This window comes from Neisseria sp. Ec49-e6-T10 (assembly GCF_051132615.1).
GTDB lineage: Bacteria > Pseudomonadota > Gammaproteobacteria > Burkholderiales > Neisseriaceae.
On sequence record NZ_CP152375.1, the window covers coordinates 2,669,086 to 2,694,138 of the forward strand.

The 25,053-nt window shown below is 36.1% G+C and carries 22 protein-coding genes and 3 tRNA genes; 13 read left to right on the forward strand and 12 right to left on the reverse strand.

Going from position 1 to position 25,053, the window contains the following annotated elements:
* From AADH04_RS13400 to AADH04_RS13410, 3 genes are all read left to right on the forward strand, one after another.
* Nucleotides 1-75: transfer RNA gene (locus AADH04_RS13400), tRNA-Gln, on the forward strand.
* A gap of 132 nt (nt 76-207) precedes the next feature.
* The gene (locus AADH04_RS13405) at nt 208-1,191 is read left to right on the forward strand and encodes a ribose-phosphate pyrophosphokinase (protein WP_434779852.1); all 984 of its coding nucleotides are present in this window, start codon (nt 208-210) and stop codon (nt 1,189-1,191) included.
* 61 nt (nt 1,192-1,252) lie between these two features.
* Nucleotides 1,253-1,834 (forward strand): 50S ribosomal protein L25/general stress protein Ctc, encoded by a 582-nt coding sequence (locus AADH04_RS13410; protein WP_434777778.1) that lies wholly within the window; start codon nt 1,253-1,255, stop codon nt 1,832-1,834.
* A gap of 82 nt (nt 1,835-1,916) precedes the next feature.
* On the opposite strand, the gene AADH04_RS13415 is transcribed toward AADH04_RS13410, so the two are convergent.
* From AADH04_RS13415 to AADH04_RS13425, 3 genes are all read right to left on the reverse strand, one after another.
* Complete coding sequence (locus tag AADH04_RS13415; RefSeq protein WP_434777779.1) at nt 1,917-2,414, reverse strand: dihydrofolate reductase; 498 nt, start codon at nt 2,412-2,414, stop codon at nt 1,917-1,919.
* Complete coding sequence (locus AADH04_RS13420) at nt 2,411-3,205, reverse strand: thymidylate synthase (RefSeq protein WP_434777780.1); 795 nt, start codon at nt 3,203-3,205, stop codon at nt 2,411-2,413. The genes AADH04_RS13415 and AADH04_RS13420 overlap by 4 nt, the downstream gene beginning before the upstream one ends.
* Nucleotides 3,206-3,521: 316 nt before the next feature.
* The gene (locus AADH04_RS13425; protein WP_434777781.1) at nt 3,522-4,907 is read right to left on the reverse strand and encodes an exonuclease domain-containing protein; all 1,386 of its coding nucleotides are present in this window, start codon (nt 4,905-4,907) and stop codon (nt 3,522-3,524) included.
* Between the two features lie 152 nt (nt 4,908-5,059).
* On the opposite strand from AADH04_RS13425, the gene AADH04_RS13430 reads away from it, so the two are divergent.
* The 4 genes from AADH04_RS13430 to AADH04_RS13445 all read left to right on the forward strand — a co-directional run bounded on the left by AADH04_RS13430 (nt 5,060) and on the right by AADH04_RS13445 (nt 6,973).
* Nucleotides 5,060-5,136 (forward strand) — tRNA-Arg (locus AADH04_RS13430).
* Nucleotides 5,137-5,151: 15 nt separating this feature from the next.
* Nucleotides 5,152-5,227: transfer RNA gene (locus AADH04_RS13435), tRNA-Glu, on the forward strand.
* Between the two features lie 229 nt (nt 5,228-5,456).
* On the forward strand, nt 5,457-6,308 hold the full coding sequence (locus AADH04_RS13440) for a glycosyltransferase (RefSeq protein WP_434777782.1): 852 nt from the start codon (nt 5,457-5,459) through the stop codon (nt 6,306-6,308).
* A 47-nt stretch (nt 6,309-6,355) separates the two neighbouring features.
* Nucleotides 6,356-6,973, forward strand: a complete 618-nt coding sequence (locus AADH04_RS13445) for an alpha/beta hydrolase (RefSeq protein ID WP_434779853.1) — start codon at nt 6,356-6,358, stop codon at nt 6,971-6,973.
* A 56-nt stretch (nt 6,974-7,029) separates the two neighbouring features.
* Here the strand turns inward: AADH04_RS13445 and AADH04_RS13450 are convergent, their stop codons facing one another.
* From AADH04_RS13450 to mnmA, 3 genes are all read right to left on the reverse strand, one after another.
* On the reverse strand, nt 7,030-9,063 hold the full coding sequence (locus AADH04_RS13450) for a site-specific recombinase (RefSeq protein WP_434777783.1): 2,034 nt from the start codon (nt 9,061-9,063) through the stop codon (nt 7,030-7,032).
* Nucleotides 9,064-9,200: 137 nt separating this feature from the next.
* Nucleotides 9,201-10,877 (reverse strand): AMP-binding protein, encoded by a 1,677-nt coding sequence (locus tag AADH04_RS13455; protein WP_434777784.1) that lies wholly within the window; start codon nt 10,875-10,877, stop codon nt 9,201-9,203.
* A gap of 47 nt (nt 10,878-10,924) precedes the next feature.
* Nucleotides 10,925-11,992, reverse strand: a complete 1,068-nt coding sequence (mnmA, locus tag AADH04_RS13460; protein ID WP_434777785.1) for a tRNA 2-thiouridine(34) synthase MnmA — start codon at nt 11,990-11,992, stop codon at nt 10,925-10,927.
* 240 nt (nt 11,993-12,232) lie between these two features.
* On the opposite strand from mnmA, the gene AADH04_RS13465 reads away from it, so the two are divergent.
* The 5 genes from AADH04_RS13465 to AADH04_RS13485 all read left to right on the forward strand — a co-directional run bounded on the left by AADH04_RS13465 (nt 12,233) and on the right by AADH04_RS13485 (nt 16,993).
* Nucleotides 12,233-13,174 (forward strand): siderophore ABC transporter substrate-binding protein, encoded by a 942-nt coding sequence (locus tag AADH04_RS13465; RefSeq protein ID WP_434777786.1) that lies wholly within the window; start codon nt 12,233-12,235, stop codon nt 13,172-13,174.
* 83 nt (nt 13,175-13,257) lie between these two features.
* Nucleotides 13,258-14,220: an ABC transporter permease gene (locus AADH04_RS13470; RefSeq protein ID WP_434777787.1), complete on the forward strand. Its 963-nt coding sequence runs from the start codon at nt 13,258-13,260 to the stop codon at nt 14,218-14,220.
* Nucleotides 14,210-15,187 carry an iron chelate uptake ABC transporter family permease subunit gene (locus tag AADH04_RS13475; RefSeq protein ID WP_434777788.1) on the forward strand — a complete coding sequence of 326 codons (978 nt, stop codon included), beginning with the start codon at nt 14,210-14,212 and terminating at the stop codon, nt 15,185-15,187. Before AADH04_RS13470 ends, AADH04_RS13475 begins: the two co-directional genes overlap by 11 nt.
* Entirely contained in the window at nt 15,184-15,942 is a 759-nt protein-coding gene (locus AADH04_RS13480; protein ID WP_434777789.1) for an iron ABC transporter ATP-binding protein, read from the forward strand. Before AADH04_RS13475 ends, AADH04_RS13480 begins: the two co-directional genes overlap by 4 nt.
* A 91-nt stretch (nt 15,943-16,033) precedes the next feature.
* Nucleotides 16,034-16,993, forward strand: a complete 960-nt coding sequence (locus tag AADH04_RS13485) for a DUF1152 domain-containing protein (protein WP_434777790.1) — start codon at nt 16,034-16,036, stop codon at nt 16,991-16,993.
* Between the two features lie 119 nt (nt 16,994-17,112).
* On the opposite strand, the gene hemB is transcribed toward AADH04_RS13485, so the two are convergent.
* The 6 genes from hemB to AADH04_RS13515 form a co-directional block, all read right to left on the reverse strand.
* Complete coding sequence (gene hemB, locus AADH04_RS13490) at nt 17,113-18,111, reverse strand: porphobilinogen synthase (protein WP_434777791.1); 999 nt, start codon at nt 18,109-18,111, stop codon at nt 17,113-17,115.
* Nucleotides 18,112-18,185: 74 nt separating this feature from the next.
* Nucleotides 18,186-19,595 (reverse strand): MFS transporter, encoded by a 1,410-nt coding sequence (locus AADH04_RS13495; RefSeq protein ID WP_434777792.1) that lies wholly within the window; start codon nt 19,593-19,595, stop codon nt 18,186-18,188.
* A gap of 58 nt (nt 19,596-19,653) precedes the next feature.
* Nucleotides 19,654-20,310, reverse strand: a complete 657-nt coding sequence (locus AADH04_RS13500; RefSeq protein WP_434777793.1) for an HAD family hydrolase — start codon at nt 20,308-20,310, stop codon at nt 19,654-19,656.
* Between the two features lie 17 nt (nt 20,311-20,327).
* The gene (gene ilvA / locus AADH04_RS13505; protein ID WP_434777794.1) at nt 20,328-21,854 is read right to left on the reverse strand and encodes a threonine ammonia-lyase, biosynthetic; all 1,527 of its coding nucleotides are present in this window, start codon (nt 21,852-21,854) and stop codon (nt 20,328-20,330) included.
* A 93-nt stretch (nt 21,855-21,947) separates the two neighbouring features.
* Nucleotides 21,948-22,817, reverse strand: coding sequence for a lipid A biosynthesis lauroyl acyltransferase (locus tag AADH04_RS13510; protein WP_434777795.1), 870 nt, complete (start codon nt 22,815-22,817; stop codon nt 21,948-21,950).
* Between the two features lies 1 nt (nt 22,818).
* Entirely contained in the window at nt 22,819-23,685 is an 867-nt protein-coding gene (locus AADH04_RS13515; RefSeq protein WP_434777796.1) for a lysophospholipid acyltransferase family protein, read from the reverse strand.
* Between the two features lie 83 nt (nt 23,686-23,768).
* On the opposite strand from AADH04_RS13515, the gene metK reads away from it, so the two are divergent.
* Nucleotides 23,769-24,938, forward strand: a complete 1,170-nt coding sequence (gene metK / locus AADH04_RS13520; RefSeq protein WP_434777797.1) for a methionine adenosyltransferase — start codon at nt 23,769-23,771, stop codon at nt 24,936-24,938.
* Nucleotides 24,939-25,053: the final 115 nt, after the last annotated feature.

Here is a 25,053-nt window from a genome sequence, read left to right on the forward strand (position 1 = left end):
TGGGGTGTCGCCAAGTGGTAAGGCACCGGATTTTGATTCCGGCATTCGTAGGTTCGATCCCTACCACCCCAGCCAGACTATATAAAAAAGCGTGTAATTCAATTACACGCTTTTTTATTGTGAGTATTTTAAATACCAAACCCTCCTTACTGTTTTCGTGTTATTATAGTAAGTTAAATAAAGTTTATATCTGTGACGGATCAAGACATGGCAGCGTATGACAGCTTAATGGTGTTTACAGGAAACGCCAATCCAGACTTGGCTGAAAAAGTAGTCAAGCATCTCGATATTTCTCTTGGTAGGGCTGATGTCGGGCAGTTTTCTGATGGTGAGGTTGCTGTAGAGCTTTTAGAAAATGTTCGTGGACGGGATGTATTTATTCTTCAGCCGACTTGTGCACCAACAAATGACAATCTAATGGAAGTTCTGGCGATTACTGATGCCTTAAAACGAGCTTCTGCAGGTCGAATTACTGCAGCTATGCCATATTTTGGTTATGCTAGGCAAGATCGCCGTCCTCGTTCTGCAAGGGTACCTATTACAGCAAAATTAGTCGCAAATATGCTGTATTCTGCTGGAGTAGATCGCTTATTAACAGTTGATTTACATGCAGATCAAATTCAAGGTTTTTTTGATGTTCCTGTAGATAATATCTATGCTACCCCTATTTTATTACGTGATATTCAGGCGCAGCGTTTTGAAAATTTGACGGTTGTTAGCCCTGATATTGGCGGAGTGGTTCGTGCCCGTGCAATGGCCAAAGCATTGGATGTTGATTTGGCTATTATTGATAAGCGTCGCCCAAAAGCAAATGTAGCTGAGGTGATGAACATCATTGGGGATATTGACGGGCGTACATGTTTAATTATAGATGACATGATTGATACAGCCAATACCTTATGTAAGGCGGCATCAGCATTAAAAGAGCGTGGTGCGAGTAAAGTTATTGCTTACGCTTCTCACCCAGTATTTTCGGGTCAAGCAGTAGAGCGTATAGCCACATCAGATATTGATCAAATTGTGATTACTGATACCATTCCTTTGCGAGACGATGCTAAGGCTTGCCCTCGTATTCGTCAGGTATCTATTGCTGGTTTGTTGGCTGAGACAGTACGTCGTATCAGCAATGAAGAATCCGTGTCTCATTTGTTTAATGATGAGCTGGTTATGGCAGGAAAAGTCTTGCCATAAAAGCATATTTTGGGCTGGTCGCGGCCAAAGTATGTATTTTTTATACTTTAGGAGTTTTTATATGTCTTACGAATTAAATGCAACTTTACGCAATGAACAGGGCACTGGTGCGAGCCGCCGCCTGCGTCGCGAAGGTAAATTGCCGGCTGTTGTATATGGTAATGAAAAAGAAGCACAAGTTATTGTATTAGATCATAATGAAATTTATTATGCATTACAACGTGAAGATTTTCATAGCTCAATCATTAAACTATCTGTTGATGGTAAGGTTGATGAGGTACTTGTGCGTGATTTCCAAATGCATCCTTTTAAACCAGCTGTGCAACACATTGATTTCCAACGTGTGAATAAAAAAGAAATCATTAAAGCAAATGTACCATTACATTTTGTTAATGCAGAAATTTCTCCAGCCGTAAAATTACATGGTGGTCGTATTTCTCGCTTGATTAATAGTATTGAAGTATTTGCCTTGCCAGATAATATTCCTACATCTTTAGAAGTAGACTTAAGCAAAATCGTTGGTGGTCAGATCGTTCATATTTCTGACATTAACTTCCCTAAAGGGGTAGAGAGTGTTGCTTTAAAACGTGGTGGTGATTTAGCTATTGTTGCCGCTTCTGGTAAAAATCGTACTGCTGAATAATAAGATTCAATTCAGATTTTTCAGTAAAAAACCTCTCTTAAATAGAGAGGTTTTTTTATAAGTATACAATTTTTGATGTTCATTAAGTCGTTTGTTTTACATAGTGGATAAATTTATAATGAATCCCTGTTTTGCTGACGTGTTGTTCTTCTTGTGTTAAGAGCCAATTTTCTTGGTTAAACTCAGGGAAAAAAGCATCTGCTTGTACATCAAGATCAACCTGTGTAATTATTAGATCGGTTGCTCTGTCTAAAGTTTGGGTATAAATATTAGCCCCTCCAATAATACAAATTTCAGGTTCAGTTTGACACGCTAAGATAGCATCATTTAAATCAAAAAATATTTCTGCACCCTCAGCTCTATAGTCAGTATTATTGGTGACAATAATATTCCTTCTATTGGGAAGGGCTCGCCCGATAGATTCCCAAGTCTTTCTACCCATGATAATAGGTTTCCCTGTTGTTGCTGCTTTGAAGTGTTTTAAATCTTCTGGTAAATGCCAAGGTAAAGTATTATTGACACCAATAGCTCGATTATTTGCCATGGCAACAACTAAACTAATTTTTTGTAATGTACTCATACTGCTACCTCAGCTTTGATAGGTGGATAAGGGTCGTAGTGTTCTAAAGTGAAGTCTTCAAATTTAAAATCAAACAAATCGTTAATGCTAGGATTCAATGTCATTGTTGGTAATGATTTTGGGGTACGAGTGAGTTGGAGTTTAGCTTGCTCAAAATGGTTTGAATATAAATGAGCGTCTCCAAGTGTATGAATAAATTCTCCTGGCTGTAAACCACATACTTGGGCAATCATTAATGTTAATAAGGCATAGCTGGCAATATTAAATGGTACACCTAAAAATATATCGGCACTACGCTGGTATAGTTGGCAAGATAGTTTGCCTTGTGCAACATAAAATTGAAATAAAGCGTGGCATGGTGGTAGAGCCATTTTGTCAACTAGAGCTGGGTTCCAAGCAGACACAATTAAGCGGCGTGAGTCAGGATTTTGTTTAATTTGTTTAATTAATTGAGCGATTTGATCAATGTGTTGACCATCTGGCGTTGGCCAACTACGCCATTGATAGCCGTAAACAGGGCCTAACTCTCCATGTTCATCTGCCCACTCATCCCAAATTGAGACACCATGATCCTTTAAATACTTAATATTTGTATCACCTTTTAAAAACCATAATAGTTCATGAATAATAGAGCGTACATGACATTTTTTTGTGGTCACCAGAGGAAAACCATCGGTAAGGTTAAAACGCATTTGGTAGCCAAAAACAGAACGAGTGCCTGTTCCTGTCCGATCACTTTTATCAACACCATGTTCTAATACATGTTGCATTAAGTTAAGGTAAGTTTGCATGTAATGGTACCTAAAAAAATAGGAATAAACTGGTTCATTATCTCATTATTTACGGTATAAGAGGAAGAGCAGATATTTTATCTAAAAAATTTTTATTGAAATACCGTTTAATAAAGGGTTAAGCTGTTTTTTATTGATGAATAAAATGTATTTTGATTTGTATAACTATATTGTTAAATCAACTATGAGGTGTATTTTAAATTAGTTTTATTCTAAAAATAAATTTGATGGTTTTGATCTGTTTTCTATTTTCTTAATAATTTTATGAAAATTGATTTAAAAGATAGTCATTATGAATTTTGATTTTGAAAAACCATCAGTTTTTGATTATCAGTTCTTTAATACGTTTTTCTTTTAATAAACGTTTGATCGTGGCTAAGAGTTGAATATGAAAAAAACGTTGACCATTTTCTAAAAGAATAGCTCCTTGATCAAAAGAGAAATAACTTGATTGTTCTGGGAAAAAGGGATTTTTTTCTTCAAAAGAGATGGTTTTTTTGAATCCCCAGTCTTTTATCGGTAATTGATCTAAGGCATTTTGCACCCTTTTATTGTGTTCTTTTATGCTTTCTTTTTGAATACAAGCACCAAAACAATTATCTAAATGCCATTGTGCACAAGGTGTGTGTAGTGGCGGGGTGGGGTGAACAATTCCCAATGAATTTATGCATAATTGGTTTTTGAGTGCACATTCGAGCAGTGCTTTTTTTGCGGCTTTTGGGTGAGCAAAATAACCATACGTTTTATTTTCTTCCATACCCATTTGTTTTTTTACAATATGTGCGTTGAGCAAGCCTTGTTCATTTTGCTCTAATATAACGGTAAAACCAATTTGCTCTGGTGTGACTTGAAATTGATTTTGCCAAATTAAAAATTCTATTTGCGTTTGTAAAGAGCCAGAGGATAAATGAGTATATATTTTAGTCGCTTCTTGTCTTTTATTTTCGATTAGATTAATAAAACAATTATTTGCTTCGAAAAATAATTGATCAGATGCTTGACTGAAAATAGGGGTGTTATTATGGTCTAAAAATGCAAAAAAGCCATTGCAGTCAGGTAAATGATTAAGTTGTGCTTGAATAAGGCTAGAGGTGCTTATGGGGAGTTTTTTAGGGTAGAGTAATTCGTCCATTGTTGATAGTAATAAGGAAGTCCCTAATGTCTGTTCCGTTTTCGCTAAAAATGATAATAGTACTTGTGCATCGGGTAATGCTCTATGTCTATTAGGTAGTTGAATAGACATTCTTTCAATAATACTGTCTAAATTATGTTTTCTAAACTCAGGATAGAGTTTTTTTGATAATTTAACTGTACACAATAATCGGTTAGATAGGTGTTGTCCTATCAATGCATATTCTTTTTTTAAAAAGTGATAGTCAAAACGTACATTATGAGCCAAAATAACGGCATTATTGAGTTTGTCTTTAATTTCATCTTGATATAGAGCAAAAATTGGCTGATTTTGCACCATTTCATCATTGATGCCTGTTAATTTAGCAACAAAAGGAGGGATGGGTTGATTGGGGTTAATTAACCAGTTGAATGCTTTAATCTGACCATGTTCAATTAGAATAACAGCAACTTCCGTTAATCTGTCAGATAATAAATCTCCTCCTGTTGATTCAACATCAACAATGGCAATTTTGGGGTAAAAGTCATTTAAAATTTTTGCAATATAATTTGATTCAGAAGTGCTAAGCATCAAGTTTGTCATTGGTTAAAATGGAGACTATTGTAGCGCTTTATCGAAAAATAATCACTAATCATTTCAAGGGAAAATAAATGAATATTAATTTTTTTGGTTTTTTTTCTTGACAAAAAATCAGGCTATGAGTATCATCCGCTTTCTCAATTGCATCCGTAGCTCAGTTGGATAGAGTATCTGGCTACGAACCAGAGGGTCGGGCGTTCGAATCGCTCCGGATGCGCCAATGTAGTATCACTAGGTCCCCATCGTCTAGAGGCCTAGGACATCGCCCTTTCACGGCGGTAACCGGGGTTCGAATCCCCGTGGGGATGCCAGCTTTAACGCAAATTTTTATCTATATTTAAGTTGTTTACACACATAAATACGACTTTAACCTTAAAGGTTAAGAGAGGTGCTTCTGTGCTGTATCTTTGAGTTATTTTCACTTATAATATTAGCCAGAGTATGATACAGTCAGATTTTCCTTGCGAAGTGGAAGATGTTAAATTTTTGTGGGGTATTTTTAACTAAAGATTATTTGTGTGATAGATAATAGTTTTTATAATGATGAATATAGAAAAAGATAGAGAGTCATTTTCCGTATTAATGTCTACTTATATAAAAGATAATCCTGTTTTTTTAAGTGAGGCATTGGGGAGTTTAAGCGTTCAAACACTGCTACCAAATGAGGTTGTTTTGGTATTAGATGGTCCTATTCCAGATGAGACTCATCAAGTTATTAAGAAATTTGTAGATTTGGGTTGCTTGAACATAAAGGTATGTGCTCTGTCTGAGAATAAGGGGTTGGGTGAAGCTTTAGCTTATGGGCTTAATCAAACTTCATATGACTTAGTCGCTCGAATGGATGCCGATGATATTGCGAAACCAGAGCGATTTGAAAAACAAATAACTTTTTTAGTTGAACATCCAGAAGTTGATATTCTAGGATCATGGGTTGATGAGTTTTCTGATAATCCTCAGCTTATTGATCGTGTTAAAACCGTTCCACAAACACATCAAGAAATTGCTCATTATTTATGTCGTCGAAACCCAATCAATCATCCTACGGTATTATTTAGAAAAAATAGTGTGTTAGCAGTTGGAAATTATCAAGATTTTTATTTAAATGAGGATTATTATTTATGGATTCGAATGTATAAAAATGGCGCTCAGTTTTATAATTTAAATGAAAGTTTAGTGTATTTTCGTGTCAGCCAAGATACTTATAGAAAAAGAGGGGGCATTAAATATTTTAAGCAGGACATTGTATTACAAAAAGCTTTATATCATATTGGTTTGATTAATAAAGGAATGATGTTTTTAAATTTGTTACTAAGATTGCCTGTCAGATTAACACCAAATATCGTGCGTGAGCGATTGTATAAAGTTTTTTTAAGAAAACAACTTGTAAACTGATTCAAAATAGCTTTTCACTGTATAAATAATCAAAGAAACACATCATGATAAAAAAACCAGATACATTAATGATTACTGGCCCTGTTGGTCAATTAGAAACCATTATTATTCCTGCACAGATTTCACCTAAAGGCGTGGCCATCATCTGTCATCCTAATCCCTTACAGGGTGGTACTAATACAAATAAAGTCGTTCAAACAATTGCGAAAGCTTTAAGTGAGGAAGGGTTTGAGTGTTATTGCCCTAATTTAAGGGGGGTTGGTTTAAGTGCTGGGGAGCATGATTATGGAAAAGGTGAAGTAGATGATGTTCTGGCGATTATTGAGTATGCAAAGCAATCTCATCAAACAGAAGAGGTTATTTTAGCTGGTTTTTCTTTTGGGGGATATGTAGCACTTTTTTCTGCACAAAAAACAGTTGTTTCCCGTCTTTTATTGGTTGCACCTGCTGTTGGAAAATATACGATTCCAGCTCCAGACTCTTTTGATGTTGAGCGGACAATGCTTATTCAAGGTGAAGAGGATGATGTAATTACTTTATCTATGGCTCTTGAATGGGCTCGCCCACAAAATTTACCTGTAATTGTTGTTCCAGGCGCAGGGCATTTTTTTCATGGGCAACTCATCAAGTTAAAGCAACTCGTAAGCCGTTATTTATTACATTGATGGGTATAAATTAAAAGCTCAAAAACATATATATGTTTTTGAGCTTTTATATTCATTTAATCTTCTTTATTTTCTTTTGGTATGCTCTCTTCGGTTTTTTCTGCTTTAGGTGGAAGAATAAGGGCCCAAGGGCGCAGTAATAGATGTTTTAAAATAACAGGTAAAATGGGTAGGGCTTGTTTAAATGGCAGTTTACGTGCACGTAATGCAACATTCAAAGCCAAGCTGAAGCTGACACTTAAATTAATCACACCTATTAACAGTACACCTAATATGGTTGTTGTCCATAACATGGGGGACAATTGAAAATCTAATGTATAAACAGCATAGGCTGTATTGGCTGCTGAAAACGTGATATGACGTATATCTAATGGTAAACCTAATATTGCCCCAATACTACCTGTTAAGCCTAAAAACATGCCAAAATAAAAGTTGCTGAATAGTCCACCTAGATGATCGTGTAAGTATTGCCCTAATCGTTGGCTGTTTTTAGGGCCCATCAGGCGATTAAGATAAGGTTGGTTTGCAATTCTTTCGGAAAGTCGATGGTAAGATGCTTGATTGTCATAATAACCAGCTATAAGACCAGATAAAAACAAGTAAACTCCTGCGATTGCCGCATAGAAAAGTGCTAAACCTGGGAATGGTTGTGTTTCAGCAATCAATATTTGGGCTTTTGGAACGCCCGCAATATAAGTTCCTGTAAGGATATGCCAAACATAGGCGATAAATAAAGCCACAGGTGCTGCTAGAATAATATTACCCAATACGGCAATAAATTGAGTATGCAATACTTTGACGACTAAATTTGCTAAGTTCTTTGTATTTTCTTCTTGAGCTTTTTTATTATGGCCTTTACGTTCGTGAATAACGGCAGCAATTGTTGCTGCTGTCATAGCTGGCTGCTTTGTTGCCACGGTAAAACCCAATACATGAATCAGCATGAACCCTAATGCGTAATTTAATCCAAATGCCAAGCCTTGAGTGAGAATAGGTAAATGCTCATGAGCCAAACCTAATTTAAACATAGCCATGAAGGCAATAATAAAACCAGCACCCATCGCTGCTTTGAGCATTTTTAACCATTGTTTTTTATCTTCTGCGATGTAATGCTCACCATGTCGACCAGCATGTTCTGTAATTCGTAATGCGACAATTTCAGTATTTCTCTTGCTTAAATCAGAAATGCTGTTTTTTCTACTTTCTGCATAAGCCAACTCAATTAGGAATTCACGAATAATCGTAAATTTTGATGCATCACTGGCTTCTTGTTGGTCTGAACGTAATAATGCCAGTAATGTATGTATCCTAGCTAGGTGTTGCTCTAAACGAACAATTAGATAAGTTAAATTAATAGAAATACCATAAACTGCTGCATTTTTATGAATTTTGTCTATAATGTCCTGACATTGTTCTAACAATACCTGAATATGCTTGTCATTCTGCTCTGGAGGTGTACCTTCTTGATCTGAGTTTCTATAGTGCGCAATATAGCGTTGTACTTCTGCGTTTAAGTATAAAAAAGGGGATTCATGTTGTTCAATTTGAGGATATAGTCTGACTAATTCGGGTTCTAAACCTATGGCGCTTATTCGTGTGCAGACAACCAAAATAGCATCCATTATTTGTTGTCTGGTATAACTTAAAGCGGGCGCGACTGATTCTTCTGTATTTTTCCAGCGAAGAGATAACCACCATTTTTGCCATAGTTTGCTGTCAATACTGCTTAGCCAAATGGGGTCATCAGGATGATTAAATATTTGCCCAAATACACTTTGTAAGGAGTGATTATTTGGTGGAATAGGTAATAGTTTGCGTATTAAACGGCTTTTTAGGCTACTAAAAAAGCCATTGTTACTTAATAATCCTTGTTCTGCAAACAAAGGAATTTGCCGAGTGTTTTGTAAAAGACATAAAATATTATCACGTATTTTATGTGCATATTCAGAATCTTCTTTTAGTTGCTCAATGATGTTACTCAAATTAACAGAGGCTTGTTCAATGTTTTTTGAGCTTGGACGTATCGAAGAAATAAAGTTTTGTATAACAGTTAAGGCCTGATTTACGTCAGATTCTACTTGAGTGTACATATTTGTGTGCCTGATTTTTAGAAGAATGATTTTTGGGTAACTTTACTATTATTTTCTAAAAATTTTTAATTAAAAATTGCTATAGATTGCCAATTAAAATATATTTAATCTTTAAAATCTATAGCAATTAAAGGATTTTATTTATTTGTAGGTTCGTCTCTTAAGGAGCGGCGTAATATTTTACCTACATTACTTTTTGGTAAGTCATCTTTGAAAATAATGTCTTTGGGCACTTTATAAGCCGTTAGGCGTTCTTTACAAAAGTTGATGATTTCTTCTTTTGTTAAATCTGGGCTTTGGGGGACAATAAACACGCGAATGGCTTCACCTGTTTTTTCACTAGGTACACCAATACAAGCAACTTCAAGGACTTTGGGATGGCTGGCAATGACATCTTCCAGTTCATTTGGGTAAACATTAAACCCTGATACAACAATCATGTCTTTTTTTCGGTCAACCAATTTAATGAAGCCATTTTGATCCATAACACCGATATCACCTGTTGCTAAAAAACCGTCTTTGCCAAGAACTTTGGCTGTTTCTTCTGGATAGCCCCAGTAACCTTGCATTACTTGGGGGCCTTTAATAAATAACTCACCTGATTGACCAATTGGTAATTCATTACCCATATCATCACGGATAGAGACTTCTGTTGATGAAATAGGTAACCCAATACCACCTGTATGGTCTTCCATATTTAGTAAGTTAATACATGCAGCTGGGCTGGTTTCTGTTAGGCCATATGCTTCACAAATAGGTATTCCTGTGATTTTTTTCCATGATTCAGCAACGGCTTGTTGTACTGCCATGCCACCGCCAAGAGCATATTTCCAAGTTGAAAAGTCAACGGTTTTGAAATTAGGGTGGTTAACTAAAGCATTAAATAGGGTATTGACACCTGTTAAAACGGTGATTTTATGTTTTTTGAGTTCTTCAATAAAACCTGCTATGTCTCTTGGGTTGGTGATGAGTACGTTTTTCCCTCCTGTTTTTACAAAGGTTAAAAGGTTTGCTGTTAAAGAGAACACATGATATAAGGGTAAAGCCGTGACAACGACTTCGTGCCCATCTTGTAAGTCACCATTGATCCATTCATAAGCTTGTAACATATTGGCAACCATATTGCCATGGCTGAGCATAGCCGCTTTGGCTACCCCTGTTGTGCCGCCAGTATATTGTAAAAAAGCCAAATGATTGTGGTTCAATTCTGTTGGGGTAAAGTCTTTATTTGAGCCTAAATATAAGGCATTTTTAAAGAAAATGGCTTTTTCTTTAAGGCGGTGATTTGGAATAACTTTTTTAATATGCTTGAGTGTGAAGTTAATGAATGAGCCTTTTAGGGTACCTAATAAATCACCAACATTGGTTAAAACCACATTTTTAATATCGGTATGTTCAAGGATTTGTTCCAAATTATTGGCAAAGTTTTCTAAAACAATAATTGTTGTTGCACCACTGTCTTTAAGTTGGTGTTCTAACTCTCTAGGAGTATATAGGGGATTTACATTGACTACAACGAGTCCAGCACATAATGTACCAAATAGCGCGATAGGGTATTGCAAGACATTAGGCATCATAATCGCAACCCGCTCGCCAGGTTCTAGCTTTAAATGATTACGTAAAAAACTGGCAAAGTGTAGCACCATTTGCTCGGTTTCTTTAAAAGAAATTGTTTTTCCTAAATTATAGAATGCGGGTAAATTGGCATATTTCTTGCAACTATGGAAAAAAACATCAGAAATTGATTTAAATTGATTTAAGTCAATTTCTGCTTTTACGCCTTCAGGATAGTGTTTTAACCAAATTTTTTCCATTTTGTTTTGATGACTCCGTATCATGATGATAAATAGTGTGATTGTCTTTAAAGGATAATGCCGCCACCAAGACAAATATCATTTTGATATAAAACAGCAGATTGTCCTGGTGTGATGGCCCATTGAGGTTGTTTAAAAATAAGCTTTGCTTGTGTTTTGTTGGTATTTAAATAAGTAAGTGTACACTGAGCATCTGCCATACGATAACGTGTTTTGGCTGTATATTCACCTTCTTGTGGTGTTTGGCCTAAAGTAAAGCTTAAATCTGACATAATCAGTTCAGACTGAAATAAAAGAGGATGATCATGCCCTTGTACCACAATTAATTCATTCGAGGCTAAGTTTTTACTGGCAACAAACCATGGTTCTCCTGGCCCACCAATCCCTAAACCTTGACGTTGTCCAAGTGTGTAGTACATTAACCCCAGATGTTCACCCACCGTTTTTCCTTCTGGTGTCACCATGAGTCCTTTTTGAGTGGGCAGATATTGCTGTAAAAATGCTCTAAAAGGACGCTCTCCGATAAAACAGATACCTGTACTGTCTTTTTTGGTGGCCGTTGGTAACTGAATGTGTGCTGCGATTTTTCTCACTTCAGGTTTGTCCATGTCGCCTAGAGGAAAAATGGCATGAGACAATTGATAGGGATTTAAACGATAAAGAAAATAGCTTTGATCTTTATTCGTATCTAAACCTTTGAGTAAATAATGTATGCCATCTTTTAGTTGTTTACGAGCATAATGCCCTGTTGCAATAACTTCGGCATCTTTTGAGAGGGCGTATTCTAAAAAACATTTGAATTTTATTTCGGCATTACACAATACATCGGGGTTAGGGGTTCTGCCGGCTTGATATTCTTGTAAAAAGTAAGCAAAAACTTTGTCTTTATATTCTGAAGCAAAGTTGACTATATCAATATCTATATTCAAAATATCTGCAACTGCCATTGCATCTAGAGCATCTTGTTTGATTGAGCAATACTCATCATTGTTGTCATCTTCCCAGTTTTGCATAAACACACCCAGTACATCATGGCCTTTTTCTTTTAAAAGGTGAGCGGTGACTGATGAATCAACTCCTCCAGAAAGTCCAACAACTATTTTTTGTGTTTTCATGAGTAATTTAATAATAAACAATTCTATTATTATAACAATAATTAGTAGATTCTGTTTTGTTTCATATTATTTATGCTTGATTGATGTACTTTTTTTACAATAAATAAAGAACATTTGGATAAATAAAGCAAAATAAAATAGGTGCTTTTTGTTTTATTTTCTAGTATTATACAAAGGTAAATAAGAATCAATATCAAATTCATTTTAAACCATCTTAATGATACAAAGGTAGTTTTCTCTATGATTAAATGTACTAAAATCTTGGCAATGACTTGTGCAGCTGTTTTGGCTTTATCTGGTTGTAAAGAAGGCGCTGATAGTCAGGTTTCATCAAAAATGGTTTCTCTTGAGCATGTCAGAGGAACAACTCAAATTCCAGAGCATCCACAAAAAGTTATTATTTTCGATATGGCTTTGTTGGATACTTTAGATCTTTTAGGTGTTGAAGTTGCCGGTGTGCCACAGGCAAGTACCTCTTTTCCTAAAAATATAGCAAAGTATAAAGACCCTAAATACATTAATGCAGGAACTTTGTTTGAACCTAATTTTGAAAATATCAGTAATGCTAATCCGGATTTGATCATTGGTAGCGGACGTGCAGAAAAGGCTTTTTCTGAACTTGAAAAAATAGCGCCAACAATTGATTTATCTCTTGATAATAGTCATTTCTTAGAAAGCTTAAAAGCAAGAGCGCAAACAGCGGGTAAAATTTTTGGTAAAGAGGCACAGGCCGCTAAACAAATTGAATTATTGGATCAAAGTATTGAGAAAACAAAAGAAAAGTCTTCTCAAGCGGGGACAGCTCTGGTTTTAATGATCAGTGGGGGCAAAATATCGGCTTATGGTCCGGGTTCCCGTTTTGGTTTTGTGTTTGACTCTTTGAGTTTTAAACCAGCTGCAAATTTTCCTTCAGAAGGGCGACATGGTAATGTGGTGTCTCCTGAGTTTATATTGGAAACCAATCCAGATTGGATCTTTGTGATAGATAGGGATACGGCTATTGGTGAGTCTGAGGCCAATGCCGCTGCGAAGAAGGTATTGGATAACCAATTAATTAATAAAACAAAAGCTCAAGAAAATAATCATATAATTTATTTAGATTCACCCGCATTATATATTGCAGGTGGTTTGAGAACTTATCAAGAGCTTGTTAAGCAAATAGATGAAGTCTTGTCTAAATAGTCTGCTGCTTTGAATAAGAGCGTGTACATTTTTGTGTGCACGCTTTTGGCTTTTTCAGTATTTTATAAATAAAGAGTAGATGTGTGAAACGAATTATTACTTTATTTTTCGCTTTTTTGATTTTATCCTTACTTGCATTTGCCAGTTTATTTATTGGTGTAAAAGATATTGTGCCCAGTGATCTATGGAATAATACTCAAGCAAGAGAAGTTTTTTTTATTAGCCGTTTTCCTCGTACAGCTGCTTTAATTTTGGTTGGCTGTGCTTTGAGTGTTGCTGGTTTAATTATGCAACTGATTACTCAAAATAAATTTGTTGAGCCTAGCACCAGTGGCGCAACTCAATCTGCTTCACTTGGTATTATTTTGGTGACTGTTTTGTACCCTAGTGCATCCATTATGACTAAGATGATTGCTGCAAGTCTGATGGCATTGTTTGGTTCATTTTTATTCTTACTGATTTTGCGTAGAGTCTCATTAAAATCTGCCATTATTGTGCCTTTATTAGGGATGATGTTGGGTGCGGTGATTCAATCACTAACGACTTTTTTGGCGTTACATTTTGATTTGTTACAATCTTTAATTAGCTGGGATGCGGGTGATTTTTCTAATATTTTAAGAGGCCGCTATGAATTATTATGGTTGATTGGCATATTGACTATATTGGCTTGTTTTAGTGCTGATCGTTTTACCATCATTGGCATGGGGAAAGAGTTTTCTATTAATGTTGGCTTAAATTATCAATTAACCATGATTTTTGGGCTACTGATTGTTGCCGTTATTAGTGGTGTTGTCGTTGTTGTTGTTGGTACCCTACCTTTTCTTGGGTTAATTGTCCCCAATATTGTCAGTTTAATTGTAGGGGATAATGTACGAAAAAATATTCCTTGGATTTGCCTGTTAGGTGGAGGAATTGTCCTTTTATGTGATATTTTAGGACGACTGGTGATTATGCCATTTGAAATTCCAGCAGGTTCTATTATGGGGGTTGTGGGGGCAGCACTATTTTTAATGATTATTTTGAGGAATAGACGTTATGTTCACTAAAGTAATCAAGTGTTTAAGTAATAAACCCCTACGTAATTTATTGATTATGTCCGTTGTGGCGTTACTGATGATAATGTTGTTTTTACTTGTTAATTTACAAGGTAATTTAAATTATGTCCTTACTCGTAGGGTAATCACTATTTGTGCGATGATTTTGGTGGCATTTGCTGCAGGGGTTTCTACTGTTATTTTTCAAAGTGTCACCAATAATAGAATTTTATCACCTTCTATTATGGGGTTCGAGGCCTTATTTGTATTGATTCAAACAACAGCATTGTTTGTTGGCGGGGAAGAGTATTTTATTTTACTTGATCCAAATCTTAAATTTATAGCAGAAACCATGTTTATGGTGGTTTTTTCTTTAGTTTTATATCACTGGCTATTTAACATACAACACAATAACTTATATCTTATTTTATTGGTTGGTATCATATGTGGCTCTCTATTTAATAGTTTGGCCTCTTTTATGCAAAGACTACTTAACCCAAATGAATTTGCTATTTTGCAGGGTAGAATGTTTGCTCGTTTTGCCAGTGTTGAAGTGCCTTTGTTGATTATTTCTTTTATTGTTATTGGGGTATTAGCATTCATCATTTGGCGTTTAAGGTATCGTATTGATGTGATTGCATTAGGTCGGAATACAGCGATTACATTAGGATTAAGCTACCGTAAAAATGTGTCTATTTTACTGATTATTGTATCTATTTTGGTTTCTGTTTCTACTGCATTAGTGGGGCCTATGACTTTTTTTGGTTTTTTAGTTGCTTCTCTGGCTTATCAATTAATTGGTTCTTATCAGCATCGTTTGTTATTACCCGCTGCATTTTTATTAGGGGTTATTGCATTAGTTGGTGGACAGTTAATTTTACAACATATATTTGATATGGCAGGCACATTATCTGTTGTGATTAATTTTATTGGTGGTATGTTGTTTTTGGTTTTATTGTTGAAAAAGGCTTCGTTATGATAGAAGTACATAATGTGACCAAACATTATGGTCAAACTGTTATTTTAGATGATGTCTCTGTTGTGATTCCAAAAGGGGGAATTACTTCTATTATTGGACCTAATGGTGCAGGGAAATCGACTTTGCTGTCTTCTATGGGACGTTTATTACCTTTAGAAAAAGGCAAAATTTGTGTGAATGGATTGGATATTACACAGACAAATAGCAATATATTGGCTCGTTCTTTATCAATCCTGCGCCAGGAAAACCAGTTTACCAGTCGCTTAACTATTAGAGAGTTAGTTGGGTTTGGGCGTTATCCTTACACTAAAGGCCGATTAAATAAACAGGATCATGAAAAAATTGATATGGCTCTCTCTTTTTTAAATTTAACCCCCTTGCAAAATCGTTTTTTAGATGAGTTATCTGGTGGACAAAGGCAAAGAGCTTATGTTGCTATGGTATTGTGTCAGGACACGGATTATGTTTTATTAGATGAACCGCTCAATAATTTGGATATGAAACATTCTGTTGCCATGATGAAGCAAATCAGACGAGCTGCAGACGAGTTAGGCAAAACAATCGTTTTGGTGGTGCATGATATTAATTTTGCTTCTGCATATTCTGATAAAATTGTGGCGATGCGTCAGGGGAAGATTATTTATAATGGCACGCCAGATGAGTTAATGAAATCAGATATTTTGGAAGATATCTTTGATACGCCAGTTAAAGTGGAAGAGATTAAAGGCCAACAAATAGGGGTGTATTATCGGTAATTAATAAAAATATGATATTAGATGAATTAGGTTTCATATTTTATTTTAGAATATCGGTTCTTTAATAGATTTTTTAATCAAGAGAATTTATATGAAAATCCCCTTTTGGAATGCCTTGGAAAAAGGTGAACGTTTTTTAATGGTGGGTGCAGGAGGAGGCTTTGATTTTGTTCATGGGATCCCTTTATACCTGTATATTACTCGAGTTTTAAAAAAAGAAGTGGTTTTAGCCAATTACTCTTTTTGCTCATTTTCTGATTTAGAGAAAAGTCAAAGCCAAAGAGTTTTCTATGGAACCTATAAAGTTACAAAAGATGCCATTAATTTGGATTATTTTCCTGAAAAATATACATCAGAATGGTTTTGGGAAAATGATCAAGTAAATATACCCATCTACACATTTTATTATGGTCTAGGAGTACAGCCATTAAGACGAGCCTATAATTATTTAATAGAGGAATATCAGGTAGATAGTTTAGTTTTAGTTGATGGTGGAACAGACAGTATTATTTTTGGTGATGAAAGAGGATTGGGTACCATTGTTGAAGATGCAAATTCTATGGTTGCTGCAGCAAAAACTGATGTACCTAATAAATATTTAGTTTCAATAGGATTTGGTGTTGATCATTTTCATGGAGTTAACCATTATAATTTTTTAGAGAATGTTTCTACCTTAATCAAAGAAGATGGTTACCTAGGAACATTTTCTTTAACTCAAGATATGCCAGAAGGTAAACGCTATTTAGCACTAATACATTATTTAAATGAGAAAAATAATAGACAAAGTATTGTGGCTAATTCTATTGCAGGTGCTTTAGAAGGGGATTTTGGTAATATACATCGTACAAGTTTGACACAAGACAGTGAGTTATTTATTAATCCATTAATGTCATTATATTGGACATTTTCATTAGAACAAGTCATTTCTCGAATGATTTTTGCTTCTGAATTGGAAGATTGTGAAACGATTCGAGATGTTGTGAATCAAATTCGTATCCATAAATTAGATAGAAATAATCAATATCGTTATAGCCAATCGATCCCATTATAATTAATTAGTTTTTTATTTTTAGATAACCTTACTATAACCATATTTAGGCTATAGTAAGGTAAAATAATAATGTTTTGGTTTCTTAGAAAAAAAGAACGCTGCTAACAAATAAACGTAATTTATCGTATTGCTTTCGCCGCATCTAATGCAAAATAGGTCAAAATACCATCAGCACCAGCACGTTTAAATGCCAATAAACTCTCTAACATTACTGAATCTTTATCCAACCAGCCATTTTGAATAGCTGCTTGTAACATAGCATATTCGCCAGAAACCTGATAAGCAAAAGTAGGTACACCAAACTCATCTTTAACTCGTCTGATAATATCTAAATAAGGCAAGCCTGGTTTGACCATTACCATATCAGCGCCTTCTTGTAAATCAAGAGCAATTTCTTGTAAGGCTTCGTCGCTATTGGCAGGGTCCATTTGGTAACTTTTTTTGTTTCCTTTACCTAAGTTGGCTGAACTGCCTACTGCATCTCTAAATGGGCCGTAGAAAGCGGAAGCATATTTTGCTGAATAGGCCATAATACGGGTATGAATAAAGTGATGTTCTTCTAGTGCTTCTCTAATGGCTAGAATTCGTCCATCCATCATGTCTGAAGGGGCAATCACTTGGGCACCTGCTTGGGCATGGCAAATTGTTTGCTTGACAAGTACTTCAACTGTTTCATCGTTCAGTACATAGCCATCATCATCAATTAAGCCGTCTTGCCCATGTATTGTATAGGGGTCAAGGGCAACATCGGTCATGATGCCTAGTTCTGGGAATCTGGAACGTATTTCTTTAATGACTTGAGGTATCAAACCATCAGGGTTATAGGCTTCTTGGGCATCTAATGTTTTATTTTTTGTAATAACTGGGAAAAGTGCCAGCATTGGGATACCTAAATGCAATGCCTCTTCTGCTGTGAATAATAGCTTATCTAAGCTTTGTCGTTTAATTCCAGGCATAGAAGCGATTTCTTGTTCTTGATTTTGACCTTCAAGAACAAAAACTGGATAAATAAGGTCATTACAAGTGAGGGTGTTTTCTTGCATTAAACGGCGCGAAAAATCGTCTTTGCGCATTCTGCGCATACGGCTTAGAGAAATACTGCGATTAGTGAAATTCATGTGCTATTCCTTTATGCTGAGATAGAACCAGTAGAGTCTCTATTCATCTGTTTTTTGAGTTAAAAAATAAAATATTATTTATGGAACAAATTATCTCCATCATGATCTTTAAGTTTGGCAAAAATGAGGGAAGATAAAATAGTCGACAGCCCTAAAAGGACAAAACTGACTCGAAACGCTGTGTGCAGATTTTGCCCATCATTGGTTAGCCAAGAGCTTAAGCTTAATAAATGAACCAATGCTGCACCTACAGCAATACCAAAACTAATGGCTAACTGTTGATTCACAGCAACCAAACTGTTGCCGCTACTTGCTTGCTCTGTTTGTAAGTCAGCAAGAACAATGGTATTCATTGAAGTAAACTGTAAAGAATTTACTGCGCCAATTAAAGCCAAAAGGATGACCCAAACAATTACAGGCGTATGTTGATTTGGTATGGCTAATAGCATAATACCAATGCCTGCAAAAATAGTATTCCCCATAAGGGTCTTGCGGTAGCCAAATTTCTTTAAAATTGGGGTGACCATTGTTTTCATTGTCACAGAGGCTAGAGCCATGGGTACCAGCATCCAACCTGAAAATGCGGGTGAAAACGCGAAAATGACCTGCATTAATAAAGGGATCAGTAAAGGAAGGGAGCTTAATCCTATTCTGCTGGCTAAACTACCGGCAAGGCCAATCATAAAAGTACGTACTTTAAATAGGCTTAATGAGAAAATAGGGTATTCTGCTTGTTTGGCATATTTTGTGTACAGATACATCAGCAATATACCCAATAAAGCGATGGTTAATGAAAAAAGGTAGTTATTACCTTCACTGACAAACTCTAGCCCTAAAGAAACCATTACGATAGATAGACTAAATAGAACAAACCCTAGAAAATCAAAGTGTTCTGATGAATCTTCAAAATCAGGCATGTATTTTAGACCACAATAAATACCAATTATGCCAATGGGAATATTGATGATGAATACCCAGTGCCAGCTGGCAATGTGGACAAGGTAGCCGCCTACTAAAGGGCCCAAGACAGGGCCAATTAAACCAGGAATAGTAGAAAAATTAATTGCTGCCAATAAATCTGATCGGTCAAAAGTTTTAATCATGGCAAGGCGAGCGACTGGCATCATCATCGCACCACCAATACCTTGAATAATACGGGAAACGACTAAGGCATCAAGGGAGGCTGAAAGTGCACAGAGCAAGGAACCAATGCTGAATAAACTAACGGCGGTAATAAATACTTTTTTTGTGCCAAATTTATCTGCCAAAAAACCACTAATTGGAATTAACAGTGCCACAGTCAAAGCATAACTGATGATTGCTGATTGCATACTTAAAGGAGAGCGTTGGAAATCTTTCGCTATAGCAGGCAAAGCAGTATTGAGTACAGTGGCATCGAGCGATTGCATAAACAAAGCCATGGCCGTGATCCACGGCAGCATTTTGTAAACAATTGGGGAAGGTGGTGCAGATGTATGGTTCATGAGCTATTTATGATCGTATTTAATTGCGTTCAATGCTCCTTAAAAATATATTTGAAAATTACTCAAAACAGCTTGATAATAGGGCTAAGGGATGGTCTATCTGAACATCTGCACCCCATGTGTGAGGAGCATCATTTTCAGCAATATAGCCCCAGTTAGCCAATACAGTTTTCATCCCAGCATTTTTTCCTGCAACAATATCTCTTTGTGCATCACCTACATAAATGCATTGTTCAGGTTTAACGTTTATCTGCTCACAGGCATATAACATAGGTTTTATGCTTGGCTTGGCTTCACTGGTTGTGTCGCCACTGACAACAACGTGTGGTGGAATAATAAAATTTAGCTTTTGTACTAAGCGATCAGTAAAAGCTTTGGGTTTATTGGTGATGATACCCCATATTAAGCCTTTTTCTTGCAATGCACTAATTAATTCATTCACACCATCAAATAATACAGTTTGTTGATTAAAGCAGTGTTCATATTCAGCTAAATAATCAAGTTTGGTTTGAGTAAATCTAGGGTCATCAGGAGTAAAACCAAAACCTAATTGGACAAATGCTGAAGAGCCATGGCTGGCTAATGGTCTTAATTTTTCCATGGTAAATGTTGGTTTACCATGTTTGATCAATAAGTTATTTAATGCCAAACCTAAATCTAAAGCTGTATCAGCTAAGGTGCCATCTAAATCAAAAAGAACCGCTTTTGTATTCATTTGTTTTTTACTTCCAGTCAGTTAGAGCCTAAGAATAATTGATACGCCAGATTATTGCTTTCATCTTTGTATTGATAGCCTAGACGATCTAAAGCAATAAATAGGTCTTTTTCTTCTTCTTTCGGTACTTCTATAGCAACTAAAACTCGCCCATGATCCGCGCCGTGGTTGCGGTAATGGAATAAAGTAATGTTCCAATCCAGTTTTATGGAGTCTAAAAAGCGTTTTAATGCACCTGGCCGTTCAGGAAAATAAAAACTGATCAATTTTTCATGAGCAATTTTATCACTTCTTCCACCGACCATATAACGAATATGGCTTTTGGCAATTTCATTGTCCGTTAAATTAATGGCAGGCAAGTGTGCTTTAGCTAAAACTTTACTGATAAATTCAACATCTTTATTGTTAGTGGTTTGTATGCCTACAAAAATATGTGCTTGATCTTTATCCCCATAACGATAGTTAAACTCAGTAATGTTCCTGTCTCCAATTAAATGACAGAAATTTCTGAAGGTGCCAGGACGCTCATCAATTGTGATGGCAAAAATAGCTTCCTTTTGCTCACCTAATTCGCTGCGTTCAGTGACATAATGTAAACGTTCAAAGTTCATATTGGCGCCAGATATAACGGTCACCAGATTTTGGTCTTGACAGTTATGTTGCTCTATATAGGCTTTTAAACCTGCCAAAGCCAAAGCACCAGAGGGCTCGGCAATAGAGCGAGTGTCTTCAAAAATATCTTTGATTGCGGCGCAAATTTGATCAGAATTTACCAAAATAATGTCATCTAATAGGTTTTGGCATAACCGAAAAGTTTCTTCGCCAACCAGTTTAACTGCAACACCATCTGCAAATAACCCTACATCAGTCAGTTCAATACGCTTTCCTAATTTTATGGATTGATTCATGGCGTCAGAATCAACTGGTTCCACGCCAATTACTTTAATTTCAGGCAGAATACTTTTTATATAAGCAGCAACACCTGCTGCTAGGCCACCACCACCGATAGGAATAAAAATCGCATCAATTTTCTTAGGATGCTGACGCAATATTTCTAAGGCAACTGTCCCTTGGCCAGCAATCACATCAGGGTCATCAAAAGGAGGAATATAGGTTTTACCGGTTTGTGCCACTAATTGCATTGCATGTGTATAGGCATCATTAAAAGATTCGCCAAATAAAACAACATTGCCTCCGTGACTTGTGACAGCATTAATTTTAATCTGGGGGGTTGTGGTGGGCATGACAATAGTTGCTTCACAATTTAGGGTTTTGGCAGACAATGCGACCCCCTGAGCATGATTGCCTGCACTAGCAGTAATGACCCCTTTTTTTAGGGCTTCTGCCGATAGGTTGGCCATTTTGTTATAGGCACCACGAAGCTTGAAAGAAAAAACGGGTTGTAAGTCTTCCCGTTTTAGGAAAATTTTATTTTTCAGGCGACTGGATAAGTTTGCTGCTAAATCTAGAGGGGTTTCTATTGCAATATCATAAACAGAGGCGGTCAGAATACGTTTTAAATAATTATTTATAGTTGAGTTCATAGAGGCAGTTTCTAAAAAAATCGATTAATAGTTAGTTTATGTGTGAAGGCAATAACCTTACTCGTATCAAAGTTAATTAGCAAGTATCCAGGTCTAATACACGCTTTGTTCACCTTCTGGTCTGGTTTTAAAGCGCTTGTGTAGCCAGAAATATTGCTCAGGATAAGTTGTTGCCAGTTCTTGAATAAAATCATTCATTCTTTGGGTGTCAGCCACAACGTCTTCTGTTGGAAAATTTGTCCATGGTGGGTAAAAAATCATTTTAAACCCATTTTTTTCTCTCACACAAATTAAGGGGATGACTTTTGCTCCTGTTAATTTTGTCATCCGATTAAGCCCAGTGATTGTTGCTGCTTGGGTATGGAAAAAACGAACAAAAATAGATTCTTTCGGGCCAAAATCTTGATCTGGTAGATATAAGAAAGGGGATTGTCTATGGTTTTTTATGGTCTTAATAATACTTAAAAAGCCTTGTTGTCTAGAAACAATACGCACGTTGTTATAACGATGGCGGTGTTTAAAAATAGCTTCATCTACAGTTTTATTTTTTTGGTGGGCATAAATACTGGTCAAGGCTTGTGTTTGATTCAGTTTGTATACCCCCATCTCAAATGCACAAAAGTGAGGGTACAATAAAATAACATGCTCACCATTGGCTAAAGCATCATCTAAATAATGTTTATCTTGGTATTGCACTAATTTATCGATTCGTTTGGCACTGCTGTACCAGCAAACACCATATTCTAAAAATAAAGCTGCCATATGGTAAAAATTTGCTTTTAAGACTTGAATTCTTTTTTCTTCTGTCCATTCAGGGAAGCATAATTTTAAGTTTGTTAGCCCAACATGCCGTCTGTCTTTTGCTAAATAAAATGCTAAAGAGCCCATTCCTTTGGCCATAAAGTGAATGGCTTTAAGAGGTAAGAAATGGATTAAATAAAGGATAAAAAAAGCAAATTTCATTTTATTCTTCTGGTTTAATAACACCTCTTGGTGTTTTATAGCGGTTATAACTGAATAAGTATTGTTCTGGGTATTCTTTAATTAAAGCTTCAACGTTTTGGTTGATGATTGTTGCATCATGTTCTTTATTACCAGTTAGTGTACCGATTAACGGCTTAATATGTAAGCAAAAACCTTGGCTATGGGGTAAACGTTCCCCTATAAAGAAAAATGTTGCCACATTGCCAACTTGCGCTAAACGTGCTGCTAGGGTCATTGTATAGGCAATTTCGCTAAAAAAGGGCGCCCATACACCTTCTCCATTACTGGGAACCTGATCAGGTAACACAATTGTAGCCTCAGCATTTTTTAGCGCTTTTAATACCAATCGAACACCTTGTGCATTTGCTGGGGCGGTACGGCCTTTGTCTCTTTGTCTGCCCGCATTCATTATGGGTTCCAACCATTTTAACTTAGGAGGGCGATACATTGCTGTTAATGGAAAAGGCAACTGATGGCTGATATAGCGTCCCGCTAAATCATAGCTACCAATATGGGGTGTAATGAACAGTAAGCCTTTTTTTGCCTCTAATGCTGTTTGTACATGTTCCCAACCATCACTATGATGAAATAATGTGCTTATGTGTTTGGGGGAGCGCAGCCAAGCAATAGGCAATTCTAAACCAGACATGCAGGTATGCTGGCAAATAGATTTGACTTTGGACTCTATATCTTGATAGTCTTCGTAGATTTTGCTGATATTAAGATTTGTTCTAATCAGTGCAGTATTTTTTTTACCAAAACAATACATAAGCCAGCCTAGGAGGCTGCCTAGTATATGTAAAATAGTCAGAGGTAATAAAGAGAGTAACCAAAAAATTGGGCGCATGGGTTTAAAAGTATTACAATAAGCAAGCGCGTAGTGTAGCAAATTAACGTTAATAAATACATTTTTTAGATGGATTTTCAGTAATGAGTGAGTATTTTTTTACTTCTGAATCTGTATCAGAAGGCCATCCAGATAAGGTTGCAGATCAGATTTCAGATGCAATTTTAGATGCAATTTTAACACAAGACAAACATGCTCGTGTTGCAGCTGAAACTTTGGTTAATACAGGATTGGTTGTTTTAGCTGGTGAGGTTTCTACTAATGCTAAAGTAGACTATATTAAAGTGGCGCGTAATACCATTAAAGATATTGGCTATGATAATTCGGAATTAGGATTTGATTATCATGGTTGTGCGGTTTTGGTCGCCTATGATGAGCAATCCGTTGATATTGCCCAAGGAGTCAATGAAGGTGAAGGGTTGGATTTGGAGCAGGGTGCAGGTGATCAGGGGTTAATGTTTGGTTATGCTTGTGATGAAACCCCCACGTTAATGCCTTTCCCCATTTACTATGCACATCGTTTGATGCAAAGACAAAGTCAAGTGAGAAAAAATGGGACTTTGCCATGGTTAAGACCAGATGCAAAAGCACAACTGACTTGTGTTTATGATAATGACACGGGGAAACCTCAATGGATTGATACTATTGTGCTTTCTACTCAGCATACACCAGATATTGAGCATGATGTATTGACTGAAGCGGTTATTGAAGAAATTATTAAACCTTCTGTGCCTGAACATATGTTACGCAAAGAAACAAAATTTTTGATTAATCCTACAGGTCGTTTTGTGATTGGTGGTCCTATGGGCGATTGTGGTTTAACTGGTCGGAAAATCATTGTCGATACATATGGTGGTGCTGCACCACATGGTGGTGGTGCTTTTTCTGGAAAAGATCCAACCAAAGTCGATCGTTCTGCTGCTTATGCGGGGCGTTATGTGGCAAAAAATATTGTCGCTGCTGGTTTGGCTAAACAGTGTCAGATTCAGGTTTCTTATGCAATAGGTGTGGCAAGACCAACCTCTATTTCAGTCGATACATTTGGGACAAACGTTATTCCAAATGAACAAATTGTTCAGTTAGTCGAAGAACATTTTGATCTGCGTCCTAAAGGAATTGTCCAAATGCTTGATTTATTAAGGCCAGTTTATAGAAAAACCGCTGCTTATGGGCATTTTGGTCGAGAAGATGCTGATTTTAGTTGGGAAAAAACAGATAAGGTTGACGCATTAAGAGCATCAGCAGGACTTTAATTTTTCTTTATGTTGTCATAAGCAAGGTAATTTTACCTTGCTTATTTTTATATCCAGTTAATCAAATTAATCTACTTTTCTTGTTTTTCGATTATTAAAATTTATTAAATTATCT

Bases quoted from the DNA above. Each gene is read 5' to 3' on its own strand.
- AADH04_RS13405 (WP_434779852.1), top strand. From the start codon at position 208: ATGGCAGCGTATGACAGCTTAATGGTGTTTACAGGAAACGCCAATCCA.
- AADH04_RS13450 (WP_434777783.1), bottom strand. From the start codon at position 9,063: ATGTACACTCAAGTAGAATCTGACGTAAATCAGGCCTTAACTGTTATA.
- AADH04_RS13440 (WP_434777782.1), top strand. From the start codon at position 5,457: ATGATGAATATAGAAAAAGATAGAGAGTCATTTTCCGTATTAATGTCT.
- AADH04_RS13495 (WP_434777792.1), bottom strand. From the start codon at position 19,595: ATGAACCATACATCTGCACCACCTTCCCCAATTGTTTACAAAATGCTG.
- metK (WP_434777797.1), top strand. From the start codon at position 23,769: ATGAGTGAGTATTTTTTTACTTCTGAATCTGTATCAGAAGGCCATCCA.
- AADH04_RS13480 (WP_434777789.1), top strand. From the start codon at position 15,184: ATGATAGAAGTACATAATGTGACCAAACATTATGGTCAAACTGTTATT.
- AADH04_RS13500 (WP_434777793.1), bottom strand. From the start codon at position 20,310: ATGAATACAAAAGCGGTTCTTTTTGATTTAGATGGCACCTTAGCTGAT.
- AADH04_RS13485 (WP_434777790.1), top strand. From the start codon at position 16,034: ATGAAAATCCCCTTTTGGAATGCCTTGGAAAAAGGTGAACGTTTTTTA.
- AADH04_RS13475 (WP_434777788.1), top strand. From the start codon at position 14,210: ATGTTCACTAAAGTAATCAAGTGTTTAAGTAATAAACCCCTACGTAAT.
- AADH04_RS13465 (WP_434777786.1), top strand. From the start codon at position 12,233: ATGATTAAATGTACTAAAATCTTGGCAATGACTTGTGCAGCTGTTTTG.
- AADH04_RS13455 (WP_434777784.1), bottom strand. From the start codon at position 10,877: ATGGAAAAAATTTGGTTAAAACACTATCCTGAAGGCGTAAAAGCAGAA.
- AADH04_RS13425 (WP_434777781.1), bottom strand. From the start codon at position 4,907: ATGCTTAGCACTTCTGAATCAAATTATATTGCAAAAATTTTAAATGAC.
- hemB (WP_434777791.1), bottom strand. From the start codon at position 18,111: ATGAATTTCACTAATCGCAGTATTTCTCTAAGCCGTATGCGCAGAATG.
- AADH04_RS13415 (WP_434777779.1), bottom strand. From the start codon at position 2,414: ATGAGTACATTACAAAAAATTAGTTTAGTTGTTGCCATGGCAAATAAT.
- AADH04_RS13510 (WP_434777795.1), bottom strand. From the start codon at position 22,817: ATGAAATTTGCTTTTTTTATCCTTTATTTAATCCATTTCTTACCTCTT.
- mnmA (WP_434777785.1), bottom strand. From the start codon at position 11,992: ATGAAAACACAAAAAATAGTTGTTGGACTTTCTGGAGGAGTTGATTCA.
- AADH04_RS13515 (WP_434777796.1), bottom strand. From the start codon at position 23,685: ATGCGCCCAATTTTTTGGTTACTCTCTTTATTACCTCTGACTATTTTA.
- AADH04_RS13420 (WP_434777780.1), bottom strand. From the start codon at position 3,205: ATGCAAACTTACCTTAACTTAATGCAACATGTATTAGAACATGGTGTT.
- AADH04_RS13410 (WP_434777778.1), top strand. From the start codon at position 1,253: ATGTCTTACGAATTAAATGCAACTTTACGCAATGAACAGGGCACTGGT.
- ilvA (WP_434777794.1), bottom strand. From the start codon at position 21,854: ATGAACTCAACTATAAATAATTATTTAAAACGTATTCTGACCGCCTCT.